The sequence below is a fragment of the Micromonospora sp. NPDC049801 genome (genome assembly GCF_040656575.1).
Lineage (GTDB): Bacteria > Actinomycetota > Actinomycetes > Mycobacteriales > Micromonosporaceae > Micromonospora.
Window position 1 is genome coordinate 207,521 of record NZ_JBFAMS010000005.1, and the last position, 22,873, is coordinate 230,393.

General features: G+C 72.8%; 22 protein-coding genes. 11 read left to right on the forward strand and 11 right to left on the reverse strand.

The features are described 5' to 3' along the window. From AB0I89_RS11540 to AB0I89_RS11575, 8 genes are all read left to right on the forward strand, one after another. Window positions 1–747, forward strand: coding sequence for an ABC transporter ATP-binding protein (locus AB0I89_RS11540; protein ID WP_355235253.1), 747 nt, complete (start codon window positions 1–3; stop codon window positions 745–747). An 11-nt stretch (window positions 748–758) separates the two neighbouring features. Beyond that, on the forward strand, window positions 759–2,786 hold the full coding sequence (locus AB0I89_RS11545) for a DUF5941 domain-containing protein (protein WP_357124665.1): 2,028 nt from the start codon (window positions 759–761) through the stop codon (window positions 2,784–2,786). A gap of 16 nt (window positions 2,787–2,802) precedes the next feature. Continuing rightward, window positions 2,803–5,013, forward strand: coding sequence for a bifunctional glycosyltransferase family 2 protein/CDP-glycerol:glycerophosphate glycerophosphotransferase (locus tag AB0I89_RS11550; RefSeq protein WP_357123956.1), 2,211 nt, complete (start codon window positions 2,803–2,805; stop codon window positions 5,011–5,013). Window positions 5,014–5,145: 132 nt separating this feature from the next. Further along, a complete protein-coding gene (locus AB0I89_RS11555; protein ID WP_357123960.1) occupies window positions 5,146–6,447 on the forward strand; it encodes an ABC transporter ATP-binding protein in 1,302 nt (433 codons plus the stop codon). 93 nt (window positions 6,448–6,540) lie between these two features. After that, entirely contained in the window at window positions 6,541–7,563 is a 1,023-nt protein-coding gene (locus AB0I89_RS11560) for a hypothetical protein (protein ID WP_357123962.1), read from the forward strand. 63 nt (window positions 7,564–7,626) lie between these two features. After that, a complete protein-coding gene (locus AB0I89_RS11565) occupies window positions 7,627–8,091 on the forward strand; it encodes a DUF4442 domain-containing protein (protein WP_357123965.1) in 465 nt (154 codons plus the stop codon). A 60-nt stretch (window positions 8,092–8,151) separates the two neighbouring features. Next, window positions 8,152–8,943, forward strand: a complete 792-nt coding sequence (locus AB0I89_RS11570; protein ID WP_357123968.1) for a beta-phosphoglucomutase family hydrolase — start codon at window positions 8,152–8,154, stop codon at window positions 8,941–8,943. Further along, window positions 8,940–11,315, forward strand: a complete 2,376-nt coding sequence (locus tag AB0I89_RS11575; RefSeq protein WP_357123971.1) for a glycoside hydrolase family 65 protein — start codon at window positions 8,940–8,942, stop codon at window positions 11,313–11,315. Before AB0I89_RS11570 ends, AB0I89_RS11575 begins: the two co-directional genes overlap by 4 nt. 45 nt (window positions 11,316–11,360) lie before the next feature. Here AB0I89_RS11575 and AB0I89_RS11580 read toward each other — a convergent pair whose 3' ends face one another. Further along, complete coding sequence (locus AB0I89_RS11580) at window positions 11,361–11,555, reverse strand: hypothetical protein (RefSeq protein WP_357123974.1); 195 nt, start codon at window positions 11,553–11,555, stop codon at window positions 11,361–11,363. A gap of 220 nt (window positions 11,556–11,775) precedes the next feature. On the opposite strand from AB0I89_RS11580, the gene AB0I89_RS11585 reads away from it, so the two are divergent. Next, window positions 11,776–12,453, forward strand: coding sequence for an alpha/beta fold hydrolase (locus tag AB0I89_RS11585; RefSeq protein ID WP_357123977.1), 678 nt, complete (start codon window positions 11,776–11,778; stop codon window positions 12,451–12,453). Between the two features lie 22 nt (window positions 12,454–12,475). Here AB0I89_RS11585 and AB0I89_RS11590 read toward each other — a convergent pair whose 3' ends face one another. Further along, window positions 12,476–13,648, reverse strand: coding sequence for an AI-2E family transporter (locus AB0I89_RS11590; RefSeq protein ID WP_357123980.1), 1,173 nt, complete (start codon window positions 13,646–13,648; stop codon window positions 12,476–12,478). Between the two features lie 189 nt (window positions 13,649–13,837). Here AB0I89_RS11590 and AB0I89_RS11595 point away from each other — a divergent pair, with 189 nt between their 5' ends. Continuing rightward, window positions 13,838–14,020, forward strand: a complete 183-nt coding sequence (locus AB0I89_RS11595; RefSeq protein WP_357123983.1) for an antitoxin — start codon at window positions 13,838–13,840, stop codon at window positions 14,018–14,020. A 70-nt stretch (window positions 14,021–14,090) separates the two neighbouring features. On the opposite strand, the gene AB0I89_RS11600 is transcribed toward AB0I89_RS11595, so the two are convergent. Further along, window positions 14,091–14,696: a hemerythrin domain-containing protein gene (locus AB0I89_RS11600; RefSeq protein WP_357123986.1), complete on the reverse strand. Its 606-nt coding sequence runs from the start codon at window positions 14,694–14,696 to the stop codon at window positions 14,091–14,093. A 180-nt stretch (window positions 14,697–14,876) separates the two neighbouring features. Here AB0I89_RS11600 and AB0I89_RS11605 point away from each other — a divergent pair, with 180 nt between their 5' ends. Further along, window positions 14,877–16,199: an FUSC family protein gene (locus tag AB0I89_RS11605; protein ID WP_357123989.1), complete on the forward strand. Its 1,323-nt coding sequence runs from the start codon at window positions 14,877–14,879 to the stop codon at window positions 16,197–16,199. 8 nt (window positions 16,200–16,207) lie between these two features. Here the strand turns inward: AB0I89_RS11605 and AB0I89_RS11610 are convergent, their stop codons facing one another. The 8 genes from AB0I89_RS11610 to eccB form a co-directional block, all read right to left on the reverse strand. Then, window positions 16,208–16,852, reverse strand: coding sequence for a C39 family peptidase (locus AB0I89_RS11610; protein ID WP_357123992.1), 645 nt, complete (start codon window positions 16,850–16,852; stop codon window positions 16,208–16,210). A 223-nt stretch (window positions 16,853–17,075) separates the two neighbouring features. After that, on the reverse strand, window positions 17,076–17,483 hold the full coding sequence (locus tag AB0I89_RS11615) for a pyridoxamine 5'-phosphate oxidase family protein (RefSeq protein WP_357123995.1): 408 nt from the start codon (window positions 17,481–17,483) through the stop codon (window positions 17,076–17,078). Window positions 17,484–17,514: 31 nt separating this feature from the next. Next, window positions 17,515–17,853, reverse strand: coding sequence for a YkvA family protein (locus tag AB0I89_RS11620; protein WP_357123998.1), 339 nt, complete (start codon window positions 17,851–17,853; stop codon window positions 17,515–17,517). Between the two features lie 78 nt (window positions 17,854–17,931). Next, complete coding sequence (locus tag AB0I89_RS11625; protein ID WP_357124001.1) at window positions 17,932–18,735, reverse strand: hypothetical protein; 804 nt, start codon at window positions 18,733–18,735, stop codon at window positions 17,932–17,934. A gap of 234 nt (window positions 18,736–18,969) precedes the next feature. Further along, the gene (locus AB0I89_RS11630) at window positions 18,970–19,323 is read right to left on the reverse strand and encodes a hypothetical protein (RefSeq protein ID WP_357124004.1); all 354 of its coding nucleotides are present in this window, start codon (window positions 19,321–19,323) and stop codon (window positions 18,970–18,972) included. 182 nt (window positions 19,324–19,505) lie between these two features. Next, window positions 19,506–20,774, reverse strand: a complete 1,269-nt coding sequence (locus tag AB0I89_RS11635; RefSeq protein ID WP_357124007.1) for a hypothetical protein — start codon at window positions 20,772–20,774, stop codon at window positions 19,506–19,508. Further along, window positions 20,767–21,135 carry a hypothetical protein gene (locus tag AB0I89_RS11640; protein ID WP_357124010.1) on the reverse strand — a complete coding sequence of 123 codons (369 nt, stop codon included), beginning with the start codon at window positions 21,133–21,135 and terminating at the stop codon, window positions 20,767–20,769. The genes AB0I89_RS11635 and AB0I89_RS11640 overlap by 8 nt, the downstream gene beginning before the upstream one ends. Before the next feature lie 87 nt (window positions 21,136–21,222). Beyond that, on the reverse strand, window positions 21,223–22,761 hold the full coding sequence (gene eccB / locus AB0I89_RS11645) for a type VII secretion protein EccB (protein ID WP_357124013.1): 1,539 nt from the start codon (window positions 22,759–22,761) through the stop codon (window positions 21,223–21,225). Between the last annotated feature and the right edge of the window lie 112 nt (window positions 22,762–22,873).

The following is a 22,873-nucleotide window of genomic DNA, read 5'->3' on the forward strand; positions in this document are numbered from 1 at the left end:
GTGGCCGCGCCGATCATCGAGGCGGACGGTCTGGGCATCCGGTTCGTCCGCAACCGTCGCCGCCAGCTGCGGCTGCGGGAGCTGTTCATCCATCGGGGTGGGCGCGGTGCCCTGCCCGGCCAGTTCTGGCCGTTGCGCGACGTGTCGTTCACCGTCGAGCCGGGCGAGACCGTCGGCGTGATCGGCCGCAACGGCACCGGCAAGAGCACGCTGCTGCGGCTGATCGCCGGGGTGCTTATTCCGGACGAGGGCGACATCCGGGTGCACGGCGCGGTGGCGCCGCTGCTGGAGTTGTCCGCCGGTTTCTCCAACGACCTGACCGGGCGGGAGAACCTGCACCTGGTCGGTGGGCTGCACGGGCTGTCGACGAGCTACCTGAAGCGGCACTTCGACGAGATCGTCGAGTTCGCCGGTGAGCAGGTGGAGCGGGCCATCGACACGTCGGTGCGGCACTACTCGTCGGGGATGAAGGTGCGGCTGGGCTTCGCGATCATCTCGCACCTGCCGCACCCGATCCTGCTGATGGACGAGGTGACCGCGGTCGGGGACGCGGAGTTCCGCAAGAAGTGTTACGCGACGATTGACCGTCTGCTCGGGGAGGGGCGCACGCTCGTGCTGGTGTCACACAACGAAAAGGACCTGACCCGGTTCTGTCGTCGGGGGTTGTACCTCGACGCGGGCCGGTTGACGCTCGACGGCACCATCGCCGAGGCGCTCGACGCGTACCACGCCGCGGTCCCGCGGTGACGCTCGCGATCGTGCTCGCCGCCGGGAGTTCCGCGGCGGGCCTCACCACCGCGGGCGGCGAGCCGCTGGCCGACCGGCTCGCCGACCAGCTGCGCCGGGCCGGCGCGGCCGACGTGCGCTTCGCCGCCACCCTGGACGAGCTGGCCGCGCTGGCCGACGCCGCCACCGGTCCGCTGCTGGTCACCGGCACCGACCTGGTGGCACACACCGCCGTGCTGCGGCACCTCGCCACCAGCCCGGTGGGACCGACCGTGGCGCTGGTGCTGGGTGACCCGCCGGTGCCGGGCCGGACGGCGGTGCGCGAGGAGCGCGGCCAGGTGGTCGACGCGGGCCCGCTGGACGCTCTCGACGGCGACGCGACCGGCGTGTTCGGCGGCGCGCTCCGGGTCGGCGTGGACGACCTGCCGACCCTCGCCGCCGCCGCCCGGGCCGCCGCCGTCGGCGCGCGGCCGGTTGCCGCCCCGGTCGGCCCGGCCGGGGACGTGTCGCCGCTGCCGGCGACCGGCAGCGCCGGCCACGACGACCCCGGGTCCGCCGTGGACCGGCTCGTCGCGGGCCTCGCGGCCCTCGGCACCCTGATCTTCGCCCAGCGGGTACGTCTGCTCGTGGCGCACCGGGTTGAGGACGCCGCCGCCCTGGTCGCCGCCGAGGCGGCGGTGACGTCGGTCGACGAGGACCGGGCCGAACTGCGGCTGTCGGTGAAGGAGCGGGACGACTTCTTCTCGACGTACTTCGTCAGCACCTGGTCGCCGTACGTGGTGCGGTTGGCGGCCCGGCTGCGCCTTACCCCGACCGGGGTGACGGTGATCTCGGTGCTCTTCGCGCTGGGTGCCGCAGTGCTGTTCGGGGTCGGTGGGCGGCTCGCGCTCGTCAGCGGCGCGGTGCTGCTCTACCTGGGCTTCGTGTTGGACTGCGTGGACGGCCAGTTGGCCCGCTACACCCGGCACTTCAGCGCCTGGGGCGGCTGGCTGGACACGATGGCCGACCGGGCCAAGGAGTACCTGGTCTACGCCGGGCTGGGCTTCGGCGTGAGCCACGCCGGGCTGGGCAACGGCTGGGCCCTCGCCATCGCCGCGATGACGTTGCAGACCGTCCGACACATGACCGACACCTGGTACGGGGCGCTGCACGACGAGGCGGCCCGCCGACCGCGGACGACGACGGGCGCCAGCGGCGGGATCGGTGACCGGCTGAACGCCGCGTCCACCCGGGTGCAGGCGGACACCGGCTCGCTGTCGTACTGGCTGAAGCGGACCGTCGTCTTCCCGATCGGGGAGCGGTGGGCGTTGATCGCGCTGACCGTGGCGCTGTTCAACCCGCTGGTCAGCCTGATCGCGGTGCTGGTGTGGGGTGGACTGGCGTTCGCGTACACCGGTGCCCTGCGGACGCTGCGGGCCCGCTGGATGTGGGTGCCGGTGCTGGACACGGTCGACGCCACCCTGCACCGCGACGACGGTCCGTTGGCCCGTCGACTGCCGGTGGTCCGTCCGATGGGGCCGCTGACCCTGGCGGTGATCGCCGCGCTCGGCCCGGCGGCGCTGCTGGTCGCCGCCGGACTGGGCGACGCGCCGGACGGGCTGCGCTGGGCGGTGCCGGTGGCGTTGCTGGTGCTGCTGGCCGGCGGCCTCGGCGCGGGGGCCGCGCACAACGGGCCGCTGGACTGGCTGGTGCCGGCCGCGTTGCGGGCCGCCGAGTACCTGTTCGCCATCGCGGTCGGTGTGGTCGGTGGCGCGCCCGGATGGCTGATCTTCGGGTACGTCTTCGTGCTCACCGTGCACCACTACGACCTGACCGCCCGGTTGGAGAAGCGGCAGGCGGCGCCCCCGCTGCACGCCGCCACGCTCGGCTGGGACGGACGGTCGGTGCTGCTCGCCCTCCTGGCGATTGCCGGCGTCGTGAGTATCGGCATGGCTACACTCGGTGCGTACCTTCTCGTGGTTTTCGTGGTGAGCGTCGTCCTGGCCTGGTTCGTCCGGCCGGCCCGTGGCGCGCGGGCGTCGGCCGCGCCGGTGGGCGCGGGAGGTGTCGCGCCGCGCTGACGAAAGGGGCGGCCGGATGACCCTGATCAGTTTCGTGGTGCCGGCCTTCCGGGTGCAGGGTTATCTGCGCGAGTGCCTGGACTCGATCCTGGGCCAGTCGGAGACCGACCTCGAGCTGGTCGCGGTCGACGACTGCTCGCCGGACGCCAGCGGCGAGATCATCGACGAGTACGCGGCCCGTGACCAGCGGGTCCGGGCCGTCCGGCTGTCGGAGAACGTCGGTCTCGGTCCAGCCCGCAACATCGGGTTGGACCGGGCCGTCGGCGAGTACGTGTGGTTCCTCGACGGGGACGACTGGCTGGCGCCGGACTGCCTGTCGGAGGTGGCCGCCCGCCTGCGGGCGACCCGGCCGGACGTGCTGCTGGTGGACCACGTCCGGACACACTGGAACGACACCGCCACCCGCAGCGCGATGGCCGAGGTGTTCCCCGAGTCGCCCGGTCCGGAGACGTTCGCGCTGCGGGAACGGCCGGCGGCCATGCGGCTGCTGCACACCGCCTGGAACCGGTTGGTCCGCCGGGAGTTCCTGGTCAACCTGGGTCTGCGCTTCGCGGCCGGTTGGTACGAGGACGTCTCGTTCAGCTACCCGGTGCTGATGGGGGCGCGTCGGATCGCCGTCCTCGATCGGGTGTGCGTGAACTACCGGCAGCGCCGCTCCGGCGCGATCACGAAGACCCGGGGGGACCGGCACTTCGAGGTCTTCGCCCAGTGGCACCGGGTCTTCCTCCTGATGGATGCCTGGTCGCCGGCCGTGGACGCGCTACGGCCGGCGGTCTTCGAGCGGATGATCTGGCACTACCTCACCGTGCTCGGCAATGGTCAGCGCATCGCCCCCGAGCTGCGGCCGGTGTTCTTCGCGCAGATCACCGCGGACTACGCGCGGTGGCTGCCGGTCGGGGGGTACCCCGTGCCGGAGGGCGTCGAAGGGGTGAAGCACCGGCTGGTCGCGAGTGGCCGGTGGCGGACGTTCAGTGCCCTGCGGGCCGCCAGCCGGGCCCGGGACACGGCCCGCCGGCAGGCGCGTACCGCCCGGCGTCGGGTCGCCCCGGTGGCCCGGCGCGGCGCCCGGCTCACCCGCGACGGCCTGCTGCGCGAGTACTACCGGGCGGAGCTGCGCCGGCCCGTGGACCCCACGCTCGCGGTGTACGCCGCCTACTGGTTCCGGGGATACTCCTGCAACCCGGCGGCGATCTACGAGGCCGCCCGTCGGCTGGCCCCCGAGGTGCGCGGGGTGTGGATCGTGCGCCGCGACCGGGTGGACGCCGTGCCGGACGGAGTGGAGTACGTGGTCGCCGGCACGCCGGCCTACTACCGCGTGCTGGCCCGCGCCCGCTGGCTGGTCAACAACGTGAACTACCCGGACTTCGTCCGTAAGCGGCCGGAGCAGGTACACGTGCAGACCCACCACGGCACGCCGGTCAAGGTGATGGGGTTGGACCAGCAGCGCTATCCGATCGGCGCGGGCCGGATGGACTTCGCCGGCCTGCTGCGCCGGGTGGACCGCTGGGACTACAGCGTCAGCTCCAACAGCTTCTCCACCCAGATGTGGGATCGGGCCTACCCGGCCACGTACGCCACGCTGGAGGTGGGTTATCCGCGCAACGATCGGCTGGTCGCCGCCGGTCCCGACGAGGTGCGCCGGCTGCGCGCCGAGTTCGGCCTCGCCCCCGACGAGCAGGTGGTGCTGTACGCCCCGACGCATCGCGAGCACCTGCCCGGTTACCGGCCGCCGTTCGACCCGGACCGGCTCGTCGACGCGCTGGGTGACTCGGGCCGGCTGCTGATGCGCAGCCACTACTTCCACGACCGGGAGCGCCGGCCAGGTCGTCCGGCGGAGTTCCACCGGGTCCGCGACGTCAGCGGCTACCAGCGGGTGGAGGACCTCTACCTGATCGCCGACGTGCTGGTCACCGACTACTCCTCGGCGATGTTCGACTACGCGGTGCTGGACCGGCCCATCGTGCTCTACACCCCGGACTGGGAGGCGTACCGCCTGGCCCGGGGGGTCTACTTCGACGTCACGGCGGAGCCGCCGGGCGCGGTGGCCGCCACGTTCACCGACCTGCTCGATCTGTTCCGGACCGACGCGGTGCGCTCGGACGCGGCGAACAAGGCCCGCGAGCGTTTCCGCAGCCGGTTCTGCGGGCTGGACGACGGGCGGGCTGCCGAGCGGGTGGTGCGCCGGGTTTTCCTCGGCGAGCTGCCTGACCAGCCGCAGGGCTGCTGACCGCGCGCACTCCCGTACGCCGTGTAATGGTGGCGTCATAAGCCGAACATGAGACGTTTACCCGATGTGCGGGACCAATGATCCTGGTCACAGTCATCAGGAGTTCGGCCGAGAGACGTGGGGGACCTGACGGTGAGTACCGTCGCACTCAAAGATGTGACCAAGGTTTTCAAGGACGGCACACTCGCCGTCGACAGCATAAATCTGGACGTGAACGACGGCGAGTTCATGGTGTTGCTGGGCCCGTCCGGCTGCGGCAAGTCCACAGTGCTGCGCATGATCGCCGGTCTGGAGGACCCGACGCAGGGAGCGGTGCTGCTCGACGGGGAGCTCGCGAACGACCTGCCGCCACGCGACCGCAAGATCGCCATGGTCTTCCAGGATTTCGCGCTCTACCCGCACATGACCGTCGGCGACAACATCGCCTTTCCGCTGCGGCTGGCCGGGGTGGAACCGGAACCGCGCGGCGAGCGGGTCACCGACGTGGCGAGCGCGCTCGGCATCAGCGACGTGCTCGGCCGCAAGCCGGGCCAGCTCTCCGGCGGCCAGCGCCAGCGGGTCGCCATGGGCCGCGCGATCGTCCGGCGGCCGGGTCTCTTCCTGATGGACGAGCCGCTGTCGAACCTGGACAGCGGGCTGCGCGCCGAGCTGCGGGCGGAGATCTCCGGGCTGACCCGGGAGCTGGGCGTCACCACCGTCTACGTGACCCACGACCAGGCCGAGGCGCTGACCATGGCCGACCGGGTGGCCATCATGCGCCGGGGCGTGCTCCAGGACGTGGGCACGCCCACCCAGGTGTACGGCCGTCCGGCGACGCTCTATGTGGCGGCGTTCCTGGGTAGCCCCCGGATGAACCTGCTGGAGGCGTCGGTCTACGTCCACCTCGACCGGTACATCGCGCTCAACCTCGGTGAGCAGTCGCTCTACCTGCCGTGGAACGACATCCGCAGCCGGGCGGTGGCGCACTACCACGGCGAGCGGATCGTGGTCGGCATGCGGGCCGAGGCGCTCACCCCGGTCGCCCCGGACAGCCCCGGTGACGTGCTGCGCGGCCGGATCCGTTACCTGGAGCACCACGGGCACGAGTCGCTGGCGTTCCTCGACATCGGGGCGACCGCGATCATGGTGGACGAGATGGGCGCGCCGCTCGACCCGCCGCCGGTGGGCCAGCGTGGCCTGCGCCGGTTCGGCGCGGTAATGCAGCGGCTCACCGGCAAGCCGGTGGAATCCGAGGAGGAGCCGAGCGGAGCGTCGCGGACGACCAGCGTCCTGCCCGACCCGGGTCGGCACCACCGCCGCCCGGCGGAGCTGGCGGTGCGACTCGCGCCGTACCCGGCCGTCACGGCCGGGCATCCGCTCGCCGTGTCGGTCCGGATGGACGCGCTGCACTTCTTCGACGAGCGCGGTGCGCGTATCGACGTGGGGTGGCGGTGACGCCACGCCGGAGCGGGGTGGCGGCCCGCCTGTCCGGTGCCCTACCGTCTGCCCACCTAGTCCATTTCGTGCCTGACCGAGAGGGGTGCGCCCGTGTCGGGTGACCGTCCCAGTCCGCTCGTCATCGAGCGCATCCTGCGGGACCGCCAGGGCATCTGGCAGCAGATCGTGGCCGAGGGCGACCTCAACGCGCTGACCGGGCGGATGCTGGCCAGCTCCGCCATCGCCCTCGCCTGTTACGGGGCGGTGCTCGGCGCGTTCCACAGCCCGCTGATGGCCCTGACGTCCGCGCTGAAGCTGCCCCTGCTGTTCCTGGTGACGCTGGCCATCTGCCTGCCCACGCTGTACCTGTTCAACCTGGTGTTCGGCGCCCGGCTCTCGGTGCGTCAGTCGTTGGCGCTGGTGATGGTGGCGATCACCGTCACCTCGATGCTCGCGGTGGCGTTCGCGCCGATCAGCCTCTTCTTCCTGATCACCGCGCCCGACTACGGCTTCTTCAAGCTGCTCAACGTCGCGATCCTGACGCTGTCGGCGCTGGTCGGGCTGCGCTTCCTGACCGGTGGCATGCAGGTGCTCAACGACCACGGCCTGCTCGCCCCTGCGACGACCACGGCCACCGTTCCGGCTCAGGTCAGCGTCCCGGCGGCGGCCAATGCTCCGGCCCAGGTCGACGCTCCGGTCGCGGTGCCGGTGGGCGGCACGCCGGGCGCCGCCGAGCCGGTAGCGGTTCCGGCCGGCGCGGCCGTCGCGTCGGCGGCGAACGGTGCCGCGCCCGAGGGCGCGAGCGCCACGACCACCACGCCGGCCCCGGCGGCTGTTCCGACGCAGTGGGGTGGGCAGCCCGGCACCGCGTTCCCGCCCGGCATGGTGCCGCCGGGTTACCCGGCGCAGCAGCGCCACTGGGGCAACCCGCCGGTGCGGCGGGGCGAGCCCACACAGCGCCCGGCCAGCATGACGCTGCTCTACATCTGGATCCTGCTCTTCGGCTTCGTGGGCACCCAGTTGGCGTGGACGCTGCGCCCGTTCTTTGGCGATCCGGGTCAGGATTTCTCCCTCTTCCGAAGCATCGACGGCAACTTCTACGCCGAGATCCTGCGCACGATCGCCAACCTCTGACGGTTGTCGTAGTCGGGGAAAACCCTGGTTGCCGCCCTGGTTACCGAGAAGTAGCGTCGGGTCATGACCATCGACTCCCGCCAGGTGGCGGCCGGCATCCTGCAATCGGTGCCGTTCGCCCGCACGCTCGGCATCGAATTCGTCGAGGTGGCGCCCGAGGCGGACGGCGGGGTGCGGGCCGTCGTCCGGCTCCCCGACACGCCGGCCACCCACAACCACGTCGGCGGCCCGCACGCCGGGGCGATGTTCACGCTCGGCGAGACGGCCTCCGGCGCGGTCGTGCTGGCCGCCTTCGGGCAGCTCCTCGACCGGGCCGTGCCGCTCGCCGTCCGAGCCGAGATCGCCTACCGCAAGCTGGCCCTGGGGTCGGTGCTGGCGACCGCGCGGCTGGGGCGTCCGGCGTCGGAGGTGGTCGCGGAGCTGGAGGCCGGTCAGCGGCCCGAGTTCGACATCGAGGTGGAGATCGCCACCGAGGACGGCACGCCCACGTCGACCATGACGGTGATCTGGACCCTGCGGCCGAACTGAGCGGCCCGGCGGCGGCTCAAAACGGGTTTGCGCACCCAGCCGGGTGGTTAGATTCGTACCGTGCTGGGCCTACCTGCTCATGTGACCGCCTGTCTCTTCGATCTGGACGGTGTGCTGACGCAGACCGCCCGGGTGCACAACGCCGCCTGGACCGAGACGTTCGACGAGTTCCTGCGTAAGCGCGCCGCGTCGACCGGGCAGCCCTTCCAACCGTTCGACCCCGGCCCCGACTACAACCGCTACGTCGACGGCCGACCGCGTGCCGACGGCGTCCGGTCGTTCCTCGCGTCCCGGGGAATCGTGCTTGCCGAGGGCAGCCCGGACGATCCGCCGGACGCCGACACGGTCAACGGCATCGGCAACCGCAAGAACGTCCTGCTGCTGGATCGTCTGCGCACCTCCGGCGTCGAGGTCTATCCGGGCTCGGTGCGCTATCTGCGGGCGGCGACCGACGCCGGGCTGCGTCGGGCGGTGGTCACCGCGAGCGCCAACGGGCGCGAGGTGGTCGCCGCCGCCGGCCTGGCGGACTTGCTGGAGGCCCGAATCGACGGGCTCGTGGCCCGGGAACAGAAGCTGCGCGGCAAACCCCACCCCGACACCTTCCTGGCCGGCGCCAAGGTCCTGGGCGTCGATCCGGCGCAGGCCGCCGTCTTCGAGGACGCGCTCTCCGGGGTGGCCGCCGGCCGGGCGGGCGGATTCGGGTACGTGATCGGCGTCGACCGGGTGGGACAGGCCGACGAACTGCTCGCGCACGGCGCGGACGTGGTGGTCAAGGACCTCGCGGACCTGCTCGACGCGGGCGACGCCGCCCCGCCGGCACCCCGCCCCGCCGGCGAACGGGACCGCACGTGATCCGGGAACGGGCCTATCCCGTCGAGCCCTGGCACATCCGGGAGACCCGCCTGGACATGGACGTGCTGGCCCAGTCGGAATCGGTCTTCGCGCTCTCCAACGGGCACGTCGGTCTGCGCGGCAACCTCGACGAGGGCGAGCCGCACGGGCTGCCCGGCACCTACCTCAACTCGTTCTACGAGCTACGTCCGCTGCCGTACGCGGAGGCCGGCTACGGTTTCCCCGAGTCGGGGCAGACCATCGTCAACGTCACCAACGGCAAGCTGATCCGCCTGCTCGTCGACGACGAACCGCTCGACGTGCGCTACGGCGAGCTGCTGTCCCACGAGCGGATCCTCGACCTGCGGGCCGGCACCCTGCACCGGGAGCTGCACTGGCGCTCCCCGGCCGGCCGCGAGGTCAAGGTCCGCAGCACCCGGCTCGTGTCGTTCACCCAGCGGTCGGTCGCCGCGATCAGCTACGAGGTGGAGGCCGTCGACGGCCCGCTGCGCTTGATCGTGCAGTCCGAGCTGGTGGCCAACGAGTCGCTGCCCGCGCAGAGCAAGGACCCCCGGGTCGCGGCCGTGCTGGAATCGCCGTTGCTGGCCGAGGAGGAGCTGACCACCCCGGACGGCGGCCAGCTCATCCACCGCACGAAGGTGTCCGGGCTGCGCGTCGCCGCCGCCATGGAGCACGAGGTGCACGGCCCGGACCACACCACCATCGAGTCCGAGGGGTACGAGGACTGGGTGCGCACCACCATCGGCTGCGTGCTCAAGCCCGGCGAGAAGCTGCGGGTGGTCAAGTATCTGACGTACGGCTGGTCGAGTCGACGTTCGTTGCCCGCGCTGCGCGACCAGGTCGGCGCGGCGCTGGCCGGCGCCCGGTTGGACGGTTGGGACGGGTTGCACCGCGAGCAGCGCGCCTACCTGGACGAGTTCTGGGACGCGGCCGACGTGCTGGTCGAGGGTGATCCGGAGATCCAGCAGGCCGTCCGCTTCGGGCTGTTCCACGTGCTCCAGGCGGGGGCCCGTGCCGAGCAGCGGCCGATCTCGGCGAAGGGGCTGACCGGCCCCGGCTACGACGGGCACGCCTTCTGGGACACCGAGATGTTCGTCCTGCCGGTCCTCACGTACACCCAGCCCAGCGCGGTGCGCAGCGCCCTGCAGTGGCGGCACAGCACGCTGGAACAGGCCCGGGAACGGGCGGCGACGCTCAACTTCAAGGGCGCCGCCTTCCCCTGGCGGACAATCGAGGGGCCGGAGTCGTCCGGGTACTGGCCGGCGGGTACGGCGGCGTTCCACATCGCCGCCGACATCGCCGACGCGGTCCGACGGTACGTGCTGGTCACCGGGGACACCGCCACCGAGCGGGAGATCGGGCTGGAGCTGCTGGTGGAGACCGCCCGGCTGTGGCGCTCGATCGGGCACCACGACCGGCACGGCCGGTTCCACATCGACGGGGTGACCGGTCCGGACGAGTACACGGCGGTGAAGAACGACAACATCTACACCAACCTGATGGCCCAGCGGAACCTGCTCACCGCCGCTGACGTCGTCATGCGCTACCGGGACGACGCGTTCCACCTCGGCGTCACCGACGAGGAGGCGGCGAGCTGGCGGGACGCCGCCACGTCGATGCACGTGCCGTACGACGACGAGCTGGACGTGCACCAGCAGGTGGAGGGGTTCACCCGGTTGCAGGAGTGGGACTTCGCGCACACGCCCGCCGAGAAGTACCCGCTGCTGCTGCACTATCCGTACTTCGACCTGTACCGCAAACAGGTCGTCAAGCAGGCCGACCTGGTCCTGGCGATGCACTGGCGGGGGGACGCGTTCACCCCCGAGCAGAAGGTTCGCAACTTCCTCTACTACGAGCGTCGGACGGTGCGCGACTCGTCGCTGTCGGCCTGCACCCAGTCGGTGCTCGCCGCCGAGGTCGGCCATCCCGACCTGGCGCACATCTATCTCCGCGAGGCCGCGCTGATGGACCTGCACGACCTCAACGAGAACACCCGCGACGGCGTGCACATGGCCTCGCTGGCCGGCGCGTGGCTCGCTTTGGTCAGCGGGCTGGGCGGGCTGCGTGACCACGACGGCGAGCTGTCGTTCGCGCCCCGGCTCTCCAGCCGGCTGAGCCGCCTGGAGTTCTCCCTTCAGTGGCGAGGGCTGGCGCTGCGGGTCGACGTCCGCCCGCACCAGACGACGTACGCGCTGCGCCACGGTGGCCCGGACGACGTCGTCGAGTTGCGTCACCACGACCAGATGGTGCGGGTCACCTGCGACGAACCGGTGACGGTGCCGGTGCCGCCGGCCGAGCCCTCGGGGCCGCCGCCGGAGCAGCCGCCGGGGCGCTCGCCCCTGCTCCGGCTCCCCGAGGCCAAGCAGCAGTGACGGCCGGGGCGGGAGTGTTCCCGCCCCGGCCGTCGCGCGCGTACGTCAGACCGGCTCGCCGGTCGAGGGGCGTCCGATCGCGTCCCGCGGCGCAGCCGCCTTGGGATCGTCGGGGAGGCGGGCCGAGGCGGCCTGGTCACCGAAGTCCTGGTCACTGACGTCCTGGTTGCGCGCGGCGTCCTGTTCACGCTGGGCGCGTTCGGTCATCTGCTGCTGCCGGGAGATCTGCTGCTTGGCCATCATGATCCTCGCGATCCGTCGGGGCGCGGCTGCGCCTACACGGTCTGCGGTCTCCTCGTCGCGTACCCGGCGACCCACCCGGCAAACGCCGCGCTCCGGCCGCCTGCACCGGCCGCCTGCACCGGCGCCTGCACCGGCCGCCTGCACCGGCCGCCTGCACCGGGCGCGTGCGACGCGTCGGGCGGGGTAACCCGACCGTAGGCGAGCACGGAGGTGCGGCATGGACGAGCAGCACGACACGGTGATCATTCCGGTTCGGGACGCCCAGCTCCCCGCCGATCTGCTGCTACCCGCCCAACCGGTGGGCGTGGTGCTGTTCGCGCACGGCAGCGGTAGCTCCCGGCACAGTCCGCGCAACGTCGCGGTGGCGCGGGCGCTGAACTCCCGTGGCCTCGCGTGCGTCCTGGTCGACCTGCTCACTCCGGACGAGGAGGAGGTGGACACGCGGACGGCCGAACTCCGGTTCGACATCGGGATGTTGGCCAGCCGGCTGGCCGGGATCGTCGACTGGTTGGTGGCCGAGCGTCCGGCGGGTGACGTACCGATCGGTCTCTTCGGTGCGAGCACGGGTGCCGCCGCCGCGCTGGTGGCGGCGGCGTCCCGCGCCGACCGGGTGGGCGCGGTGGTCTCCCGGGGCGGCCGGGCCGACCTGGCGGGCACCGCGCTGGGTCAGGTGCGGTCTCCCACCCTGCTGCTGGTCGGCGGCCTGGACGAGGAGGTGCTCGCGCTCAACGAGCGGGCGCTCGCCGAACTGGGGGACGTGGGCGAGCTGTGGGTGGTGCCGGGCGCCACCCACCTCTTCGAGGAGCCCGGCACGCTCGACCAGGTCGCCGAGCACGCCGGCACCTGGTTCACCACCCATCTGACCCGGACGAAAACTGCGTCCCGCCGCGGGTGAGGGCCCTGGCCCGGCGTCGGCTCTACCCCGCCGCCGGCAGGTGTGAGGTGGACCGGCGGCGTTGGACGGTGTCGACGACGCGCCACAGGACGGCGGTGATCGGAACGCTGACGAAGGCGCCGGCGATGCCCGCGATGAGGGTGCCGGCGGTGACCGCCACCAGGATCACGGCGGGGTGCAGGCGGACCTGGCGCTTCATGACCAGCGGCTCCAGCAGGTTGCCCTCGATCTGCTGCACCGCGACCACGGCGGCGAGGGTGAGCAGAGCGGTCGTCGGCCCGTTGGCCGCCAGGGCCACCAGAACCGCGACCGCGCCCGCGACCGTCGCCCCGATGATCGGCACGAAGCCGCCGAGGAACGTGATCAGCGCCAGGGGCAGGGCCAGCGGTACCCGTAGCACGACCAGGGCCAGGCCGATGCCGATCGCGTCGATGGCCGCGATGATCATGGTCCCCCGGCTGTACGCGCCGAGGGTCTGCCAGCCGTTCCGGCCGGCCTCGGCCACCAGGGGTCGGTTCGGGCCGGCCATCCGGGACAGCGTCCAGTGCCACATCGACCGGCCGTCCTTCAGCAGGAAGAAGAGCAGCACCAGGGCGAGCAGCGCGGAACCGACGACCTCGCTGGCCGTCCGGGCGCCGGACACCGGGTCCGGCGAGCTGCCGCTGAGCCCCTCCCGGGCCTGGTCGATCAGCTTGTCGAGTTGGGCCTCGCTGACCGGCAGGGTGGACGTGACGAAGTCGCGGCTCCGGTCGAGCCCCTGGGTCAGTTGCTGACTGAGCTGGTCGAACTGGCTGGCGGTCAGGTTCCACACCAGCGCTCCGACGCCCACGAGGATGCCGAGCAGCAGCAGGACGGTGAGCAGCGCGGCCAGCGCCGCTGGGAGGCGCAGGCGACGCAGCCGGAGCAGCACCGGGTCCAACAGCGCGGTGAGGAAGATGGTGGCGGCCAGGGCGATGGCGAGCGGGGCCAGCAGGACGGCGATCCGGCCCAGCAGGTAGAGCCCGGCGACGATCACCACCAGGCAGGCGCTCCAGAGCACCGCGGTCCGTACCAGCCAGGGCAGCCCCGCCCACGCGTGCCGCGCCCCGGCGTCTCCGGGTGCCGCGGTGCCCCCGGCCGTCGCCGCCGTGGTACCGGTCTCCTGCGTTCCGCCGGTTGTCGGCGCGACGTCCGCCCCGGGTTGGTCTGCCGTCATGTCGGCCCTCCTCGATCTCGGCGAGGTCGGTACCCGGCCGGCCGTGCGCCGACACCCGGTCGTCCGCGCGGATCGTACGCCGGTCGGGGGAGCGCTGGTCAGGCCTTCGCGGAGTACGCCCGAACGGAAGGCGTTTGCGCTCTCGGGACGAGGGAACCCGGGAGGAACTACCCGAGGAGGAGGAGCGCCGTGGGTGACTTCATGGACAAGGCCAAGGATTTCGCGGACAAGCACGACAAGCAGGTCGATCAGGGCATGGAGAAGGCCGGCGACATGGCCGACAAGCGCACCGGCGGCAAGTACGGCGACCAGATCGACAAGGGCGTCGACCAGGCCCAGGCGCGTACCGGCGAGGGTGATCAGGTCCGCTGACGTAGTGGACGTGTCCCGGGCCGCCGAGCGTTCGGCGGCCCGGGACTGTCGTGTGCGGAGCGTACGGCGATCAGCGCTGCTGCTGCTCGCGTAGCTCGTCCATCGAGGTCGGCCGGTCACTCAGCGCGTCACGCATCCGGTCGATCATCCCCGTGCCGGGGGCGAGCAGCTTGTTCGCCGGTGGGTGGTCCGGTGCGCTCGGGTGCGGGCGGGTCGGCGCGATCTTCTTGAACGCCGTCACCTTGCCGGCCAGCTCGACCATCTCCTCCCGGGCGGTGGCGGCGCGCAGCCGGGGGAAGAGGTCCTTCTCCTCGTCCTGCACGTGGTGACGGATGGTGCTGGTCAGCTGGGCCAGCAACTCGTCGAAGCGAGGGTCGGACGGGTCGACCGACTCCAGGTCCTTCATCGTGCGCTCGGCGTCGGCGTGCTCGGTGATCTCGTGGTCGGCGATCTGGTCGCCGTCGGGCAGCGCCTTGCGGGCCGTCGGGTAGACGTACGCCTCCTCGGCCACGGCGTGCCGGACCAGTTCGGCGATCACCACGTCGGCGAGCTGACGGCGGTACTCGGGCGTACCCTGTCGTGTTTCCAGCTCGACGAAGAGGGTCTCGACCGCACGGTGGTCGGCGACGAGGAGGTCGACGACATCCTGCTCCCCGGTGCTGTGTGGACTGCTCATCTGGGCCCCTTACCGGTTGCGGATCGGTGGGTGTGCGGCCCCTGGTACCCCCCAGCGATCGAGCAAACCTACGATCGCCGATGAATCCGCCCCCCGGTGACGGCTGGTGCCGCCGGGGCCGCTGGGAAGCGCGGGGCACGACGGCACGATTGACCGCGCTTCCCGGGGGTAACCGCCGCCATGACCGACGACCGTCCAGCCGCCGACCGCGACCAGTCGCGGCTCGACGAGGCCGCCGAGCGCAGCGGCCGGGCGGTCGAACGGGTGCGGCACCGCAGCGGCCAGGCGGGCCGGGTCCGTGCCCGGCAGTGGGAGGTCACTGTGGTGATCGCCGCCCAGGCCGGGCTGGCGGCGGCGCTCGCGGCCCTGATCGCCAAGCACTTCCTCGGCCCGGGTTCGCACGTCTTCGCTCCGGCCGCCGCCGTCGGTACGATCGCCACCGCCATCGGGCAGCGGGCCCGACGCACTTTCGAGCTGCTGTTCGGCGTCGGACTGGGCATCGTCATCGGCGACACGCTGCGCTTCTTCCTCGGTTCGGGACCGTGGCAGACCGGGGTGGTCGTCGGCCTGGCCATCGCCACCGCCCTGCTGGTGGCCGGGAAGGGCGGCCCGCTGGTCGGTCAGGCCGGCGGTACCGCCGTACTGATCGCCACGCTCGCTCCGATGGACCGGGGCCTGGAGGTGCCCCGGATCTTCGACGCGCTCGTCGGTGGGGTGGTCGGTCTGGTGGTGGTCGCGCTGTTGCTGCCGGTCAACCCCATGCGGGTGCTGGACCGGGCGGCGGCGCCGATCTTCACGGTCCTCGCAGAACAACTCGAGAAGCTGGGGCAGGTGCTCCGGCAGCGCGACAGCGATGGGACGAGACACGTCCTGGAAACGCTGCGCGGCACCGAGGGGGATCTGAGTCGATTGCACGACGCGCTGAGCGGCGCGGAGGAGGTGGTGACGATCGCGCCGGCCCGTTGGCACCGCCGCCAGCAGTTCCACAGGTACGCGCGCAGCTCGGAGCACCTCGAACGGTTACTGCTGGACAGCCATGCCCTCGCCCGCTGGTCGACGACCGCTCTGCAGTACGACGAGCCGATCCCGCCGGAGCTGCCGAACGCCATCGGGCGGTTGGGACAGGCGGTGACGAAGATGCGGGCGGAGTGCCGTACCGGCGGCGATCCACGGCGGACCCGGAAGCTGGTCGAGGAGTGCGCCGAGTTGGCCGGCCAGGCCGCCGCGAGTGGAGTCCGGTCGTTCGGCGACGCGATCGTCACCGGCCTGCGTACCGCGTCGAGCGACCTGCTCCGGGCCTGTGGCTACGACCCGGACGACGCCAACCGGATCGTGCGCCGGGCGGCCGGCGCCGGCGAGTCGGCCATCGCCCCGCCGGCCCGGCGTGAGCTGCACCGCGCCCCGCCGACACGGGCTATCCGCGCGCGTCGCCGGGCGCATCTGGCCAACCGCAGACGGAACGACCGGGCCGGCCCCTCCGCGCGGGAGAGGCCGGCCCGGTGAGCATCGGGTCAGGAGGAGTAACCGCGCTCGGCGATCCAGTTGGCGACCTTCGGCAGGCTCATCCAGTACTCGCCCAGCGCCGGGTCGGCCGGGTCGGCGACCCGGATGAGGTCCCCGCCGTCGCGGTAGCCGACAAGCGTCAGGTAGTGGCCACCCTCGTACGAGTGCGGGTTGCCGTCGGTGTCCACGGTCGTGCCCTTGATGTTGGCCACCACCGGGCGGCCGGCGTCGATCGCGGCCAGGACATCCCGGCGTAGCTGCTCGACCTGGTCAGGGCGGGCCACCGAGTCACGGATCTCGGTGGTCCGGTAGTGACCTCCGGTCAACTCGTTGAGCACGCGGGTGGTGTCGAGGGCGGACGGGGTGCCCGCCTCGGTGGTGCCGAGCAGCTTGGCCACGTCGTCCTGGGAGAGCGCCTTGCCCTGGGCCGAGAGCGCGATGCGGGTGGCGGCGGGGCCGCAGTAGAAGAAGTTCGGCTGTGCCTGGTAGTCGACGTCGAGGACCCGCTCGGCGCTGCGGCTGGTCTGGCTCGACGAGGATGGGGCCGCCGGCGCGGGGGCTGCCTGCGCGGCGACGGCGGGGCCGAGGGCGCAACCGCCGGCGACCAGCAGGCCGACGACGGACAGGCCGCTCTTCTGCACGATCGGGTTCATGGTCGAGTCTCCGTTCGGGGGTAGCCGCCTCCGTGGCGGTCTCGGCCGTGGTTACCGGGGACGTAACGGCCCTGCTCCGGGCGGCATTCCGCCGCCGGCTGCCGGTGCGGGCGTCGCGACCTGGCGTAACGACCGCCGACGGTGGGGGATTCCGCGCGCAGGGTGGCTCACGTTCACTGACCGGCAGCGGGGCGCGAATACGACACAGGCGACGTAACGGACGTCAGAGGCTGCCGAGTAGTCCCGTCACAGTGATCTCGATGACGACGCGCTCCGGATTCGGACGCGGGGTCCGATAGCGCTCGGCGTACCGGCGCTCCGCCTCCGCCACGCAGGCCCGGTCCGATCGGAGCACCGCCCGGCCCTCGATCGTCAGCCAGCGACGGCCGTCCACCTGGCAGACGGCCACCGGAGTGCCCTCCGGCCCGGCGGCGGCCACCTGCCGAGCCTTGCGGGACGTGCCGGAGGTGATCACGCGGGCCAGCCCGGCCACCGGATCGAGGGTGACCCCGACGGGTACCACGTGCGGGGTGCCGTCGGCGCGCAGGGTGGTCAGCGTCGCGAGGTGCCGCTCCGCGCAGAACGCCGCCACCCGGTCGTCGTGGATGTCCAGTCGATGATCACCGGCCACGTGCGTCCTCCGTCGTGTGCGCCAAAGCTGATCATCGTACGGAGCGGGTGCGGTCCGGGGCCGACGGGCCGTCCGGCTGCCCGGGCAGACGACGGCCCGCCGCCCGGCGCTTGTGGACGAGCCGCGTGAGGTAGATCAACGCGCCGGCCAGGACGCCCATGTCGTCCAGGTAGATCGGGTCCGGGAGGATGTCCACCGGGAAGATCGTGTAGATCAACGCCCCGTAGAAGGCCACCTTGCCGCCCGCGCCGAGCCCGGTGAGCAGCCGCCTCGTACGCACCACACGCACCGCCAGCACCACCGCGCCGACAAGTGTGGCGAGCGCCAGGATGCCGGCGATCACCACGAGGACCCACGACTGTCGGGACATGCCGTCACGCTAACCCACCGACGCCGAACCGGCCCGGAACGCCCGTCCCGCGCGACTCGTGCGAGCCGCTCCTCCGGGTCAGAACACCGGCACCGCCGCCCGACCACGGGCGACCACCGCGTTCTCCCGGGTCTGCTCGGCGGCCGGCCGGAGGACCTCGCTGAGCGGCAGCACCGAGGCCGACTCCGCCGTGCGCCGTCCGGTGGCCGCGTGGACCTCCGCACGGAGACTGCGCGCCGCCGCCACGGCCAGCTCCGCGGCCCGCCACGCTGCCTGCTCGGTCTCCACGGCGGCGGCGTGCTTGGCCGCCAGGTTGTCGCGGACGGCCCGTTGCAGCACGAGCTCCTGCTCGACGGGGTGCAGCCGCGGATCCCAGCCGTCCCGGTGGGCGAAGACGTCACTGAGTTGCTCCACCGACAGTTCCCGCCGCCAGTACGCGTCCAGCGCGGCCCGGTGCAGGTAGCGCTCGCGGTCGGCGTACTCGGCGGGAGTCCGGGCGGTCTGCGGCAACGGCATCGCGGCTGCCGCGCCGAGCCGCCGTACGCCCGCCTCGGCCGTCTCCAACGCCTGCCAGGCCGCCTCGACGGTCTCCTGCGCGGCCACCCACTCGGCCCGTCGGCGCTGGGCGGTGGCGGCGGCGCGTTCGGCGGCCACCGCGATCTCCTGCGCGTAGCGGCGCTGTTCCCGCTGCTCCTGCACCTGTTCGAGGTGGCTGGGCATGGCCGCGTCGCGGATGCGGGCGGCCGGGTCGAGGCGGAGGCGGAGGCGGCCGGGCCGTACCAGGAGCGCGGCGACGGCGAACACGACCACCCCGAGCAGGCTCAGCCAGATGGCGGCGGCCCGGGGTACGTCGGGCAGGACGGCGGAGAGGACGGTCTGCATGATCAGCACCTCGCGGTCGAATGACGGTGTCGAGGGATGGGTCCCGACCGGAACCGCCCGTCGCTTCGACGCGTCGGGCTCGGGGTGGTCGGGGTGAGCTGTTCCGATGGCGGGCCGGGGCGCAGAGCCGTCGCTGGGCTGGCGTGCCCGAACGGGCGCGGCTGCGCGTCGGGCACCCGGACGACGACCCGGAGGTGGGTCAGACGAAGCGGCGGGTGACCTGGCGGACCGGGGTCAGCGCGCGGGAGGGCCGCGTCGGGGCGGGATGCCGCGACCGGGCACGCCGGCCGGAGCGTGCTCCGTGCCCACGAGGACCGGACCGGCGGGCGCGGCGACCGCGTCGGCCGGCGTGGCAGGGGCCGGCCGGCTCGTACGCTCGGTGGTCGGTGCGGTGTCGGGCCGGACGGTGTCCACCCGGCTGCTCACGGCGGTCGGGCGCAGTTGCGCCTCCGCGGGCGGCGGGGTGGCGGCGAGGGCGCCGCCGAGACCGACCGCGAGCACCAGCGCGGTGACCGCCAGCCGGGTCAGCTCCCGTAGCGACCGCAGCACGGCCCAGCGGGCCGGGCGGACCAGAGCTACGGACGACACCCGACCAACCTATCGCCCGGCGGGGCGCGGCGCAGCACGACGGTGGGCACAACGGGAGTGACCACGACCACCGTGAGCACAGTGGACGGTGCCGACCAGCGGTCGGGCGGCGGGCCGAAGCACGTGACCCCGCCGGAGTGGGTCCGGCGGGGTCACGTGGGGTCGTGTGCGGTGGCCGGCGATCAGCCCCCGGTGCCGAGCACCGGCGGCGCGGCGTCCCCGCCGTCGCCCCACACCATCTCGTCCTCGGTGAGCCAGGTCAGCCGGTCGTCGGACTCGTCATCCTCGGCACGGCCCCGACCGCCGAGCACTCCGGGACGGCCGTTGCCCGTCAGGCCCTGCCGGCCGGCCGCGGCGGCCCGACCGGGCTCACCGCGCCGGCCGTCGATGCTCCGCCCCACGCCGCTTGCCGAACGGCTCTCCGCCCCGGCGGTGCCGCCGGTCGGCCGGGCCGACGTGGTGGGAGTGCTGCCGGAACCGGCGAGCGCGGAGGTGCGCAGCACCCCGCCGGCCGGTGCGCCGCCCGGTGCCCCGAAGAGCAGGCCCGGGCCGCCCCCGGCGCTCGCGGGCAGGGTGGTCGGCCCGGACAGGCCGGCCAGTCCGGCCGCCCCGCCGGCGAGCAGGGCCCCGCTGACCAGCGGGTCCGCGCCGGCGAGGGAGGTGCCCGCCGGGTCGCTGGCGGCGCCCTCCGGCCCGATGACGACGACCGACGTGCCACCGTCGTGGCCGGGAACCGAGTCACCCCCGGCGGTCGGCCCAGGAGCCACGCCCTCGGGTGTCGCGATCGTCGCGTCGCCCCGGTGCGCGGTGAGACCGGTGGCGATCGGAGCGCGGGACGGCGTCGTGCTGGACGGGCCGCTGCGTGGCGTCGGCCGGTCGTCGTTGACCGTGCGCGGCGTCTCCGGATGCGGCGGAGGCGGGTCCACCACCCGGTCGTAGGCGGAGAGGTCGTAACCGGCGGCCAGCTCGGCCACCAGGTTCACCATCCGCTGGTGGGCCTTCTCCTGCTCTTCCTTGTCCTGCTGGTGGCCCATGATGCCGCCGACCACCGCGCCGGGCAGGCCGAAGGCGGAGCCCTTGAGCACGCCCGAGATGGCCTGGTCGTTGTCGTCGGTCTCCTCGGGGCTCTCCGCCTTCTTGTGCGCGGTGCGCAGTTGGCCGGCCATCATGGTCAGACCCTGCTTGACGCCGGACATGCCCTCGCCCAGGGCATCGGAGTGGTCGACGATCAGCGTCAGCCGCCGCTGGAACTCCCGGCCCGCCGGGCCCGTCCAGGTGTTGCCGAGCTTCTCGAGGTCGCCGCTCAACTCACGGCCGAGACCGTCCAGGATGCCCTTGAGGGCGGCCCACTGGGCGGCGACCCCTTCGATCTGCTCCGGCTTGCCGACCATCACCGCGTCGTACAGCTCCTGGTGGCTCCGACCCTGGTAACGCTGGGTGTACTCAGACACGCCCGTCCCCCTTCGGCTGCAACGCCCGGTCGACCCCGGTCAGCGCCGCGGTGATGTCGGTGGCGTTGGCCGCGTTCCGCGCCTCGGCGGTGCGGTAGTTGGCGAGGATGGTGCCGGTGGCCTGCTGCGCCGCCTGCACGGCCTGCCGGAGCCGTTCGGCCTGCTCCACGTAGGACTGGTGGACCTCGCTGTAGCGGCGCGAATTCTGGGTTGCGTCGGTGAACGAGCCCAGGGCCGGCGGAGTGCACTGCATCTCGGTGTTGAGCTTGCGTAGCACCGACTCGGCCTGACTGAGCCGCATCGCGAGGTGCTGGTGGAAGTCCTCAAGGGACAGCAGGTCGACTTCCGTACGCCCGGTCATGGCAACATCCCCGTCGTTCTGGTTGACAACCGTCAGCGGATCCAGGTTAGTCCACCTCCGCGAGCCGGGGCGACCCGTATGAACCGCTCAGTCGTCGGTGCCGGTCGATACCTCGGGAACCCAGCCGCCGGTGCCGCCACTCGCCGGGGCGCTCGTGTCGGGCGTCGGCGAGCTGGACTGCGAGGGCGGCTGCGACGGCGGCGTGGTCGCCCCCGCGTCACCCGGCGCGAACTGCGCGAGCGCGGACTCCTGGTCCAGGGTCGGCCCGGTCGGGATCAACGCGAGCAGCGAGCCGGGCACCGCCAGCGGGGTGACCCCGTCGTAGCCGAGGGCGGACCGCGCCTCGGGCGAGCCGAGCGGGTACCGGACACCCTGAGGGCTGATCAGGTAGACCGTCGTGCCGGCGGCACCGGAGCCGCTGGTGCCGGCACCGGGCGCAGCCTGGGCCAGTACGCCCTTGCCGCCGGGCAGCAGCACCGACTCGGCCGTGCGCACCGCGTCCCGGGCGCCCTGGCGTACCGGTACCGAACCCGGCTCGGTGTCCGCCAGCTCCGCCGGCACCCGGTCGAACACCTCCAGCGTGGTGGTCGGCGGGCCACCGGCGGTGCCCTCCCGGTACGTCGCGCAGAGCAGCGTCTGTCCGGCCCGGGCCGGATACAGGGTGGGCAGCGTCCTCGGCATCCCGTCCGCGTCCACCCGCTGCTCCGTCAGGAGACGCCCGGCCTGATCGGGCGTGATGTCGGTGATCCGACCGCCGCCACTGATGAGCAGCAGCGCGGTGATCTCACTGATCGAGACGAGACCCTCGCGCGCCAGCACGTAGTGCTGCCCGGCCGCCTGGAAGACCTGGCCGATGGTGGCGGGCCGGCCGGCCACGCTCAACCCGCTGCGCTCACCCAGACCGGGCAGCGACGGCTTGCGCAGCGGCGGTCCGGCCGGTACGGCGTTGAGGAGCTGCTGCCCGACCGGCAGCGGAGCCGTACCCGTCATCCGCAGTGCCGCGACGGCCTGGTCACCGCCCCGCACCTCCAGTCGGGAGTCGGCGGCGAGCAGGTGCCGCTGCCCGTCCACGGTGACCAGCACCGCGCGGTCACCGAGCGGCGTACCGCCGGGCAGCGCCCGATTGATCACGACGCGGGTGGTGGAGTGGCGCGGGTCGACCGGGTCGGGCACGTCGCAGACCGACCACGGCAGACCCGTCAACGACTTGCGGTCCGGCAGCGCGTCCGGGGCTCCGACGATGCCGACGGTACGGCCGCGTGGCCGGTCCCGCAGCGACGCCTGCGACATGGTGCGCACCGTGGGGTCCGGCTCGTTCAGGATTAGCCGCGCGGAGGTGTAGTTGAGCGTCGGGTGCAGCTGCCCCTGGGCGTACACGTAGGTGGCGCCGGTCTCCCGCTCGATGACCAACGTGTTCTCGTCCAGCGGTGCGGTGTTCCCGGTCAACTGGCCGTACGCGCCCACGCCACCGAGGACCACCGCGGCGGCGATCACGCTGCCGAAGACCGCCATGCCGAGCCGTCGCATCGGCAGGTTGGTGGTCTCCGGATCACCCGACAGCAGCGCGGAGACGATCCGGCGGGTGACGAAGCGGTACGCCTGCACCTGATCACGGCGGGTCCGCATGACTTACCTCCGGCGGGGTGGATCCGCGACGATGTCCTCGGGGTGCCGTCGCGGGCTTCCCTACGATAAGGGGCCGACGGCCGGTCCTCGGGGCCACCGCCGGGCCACCCCG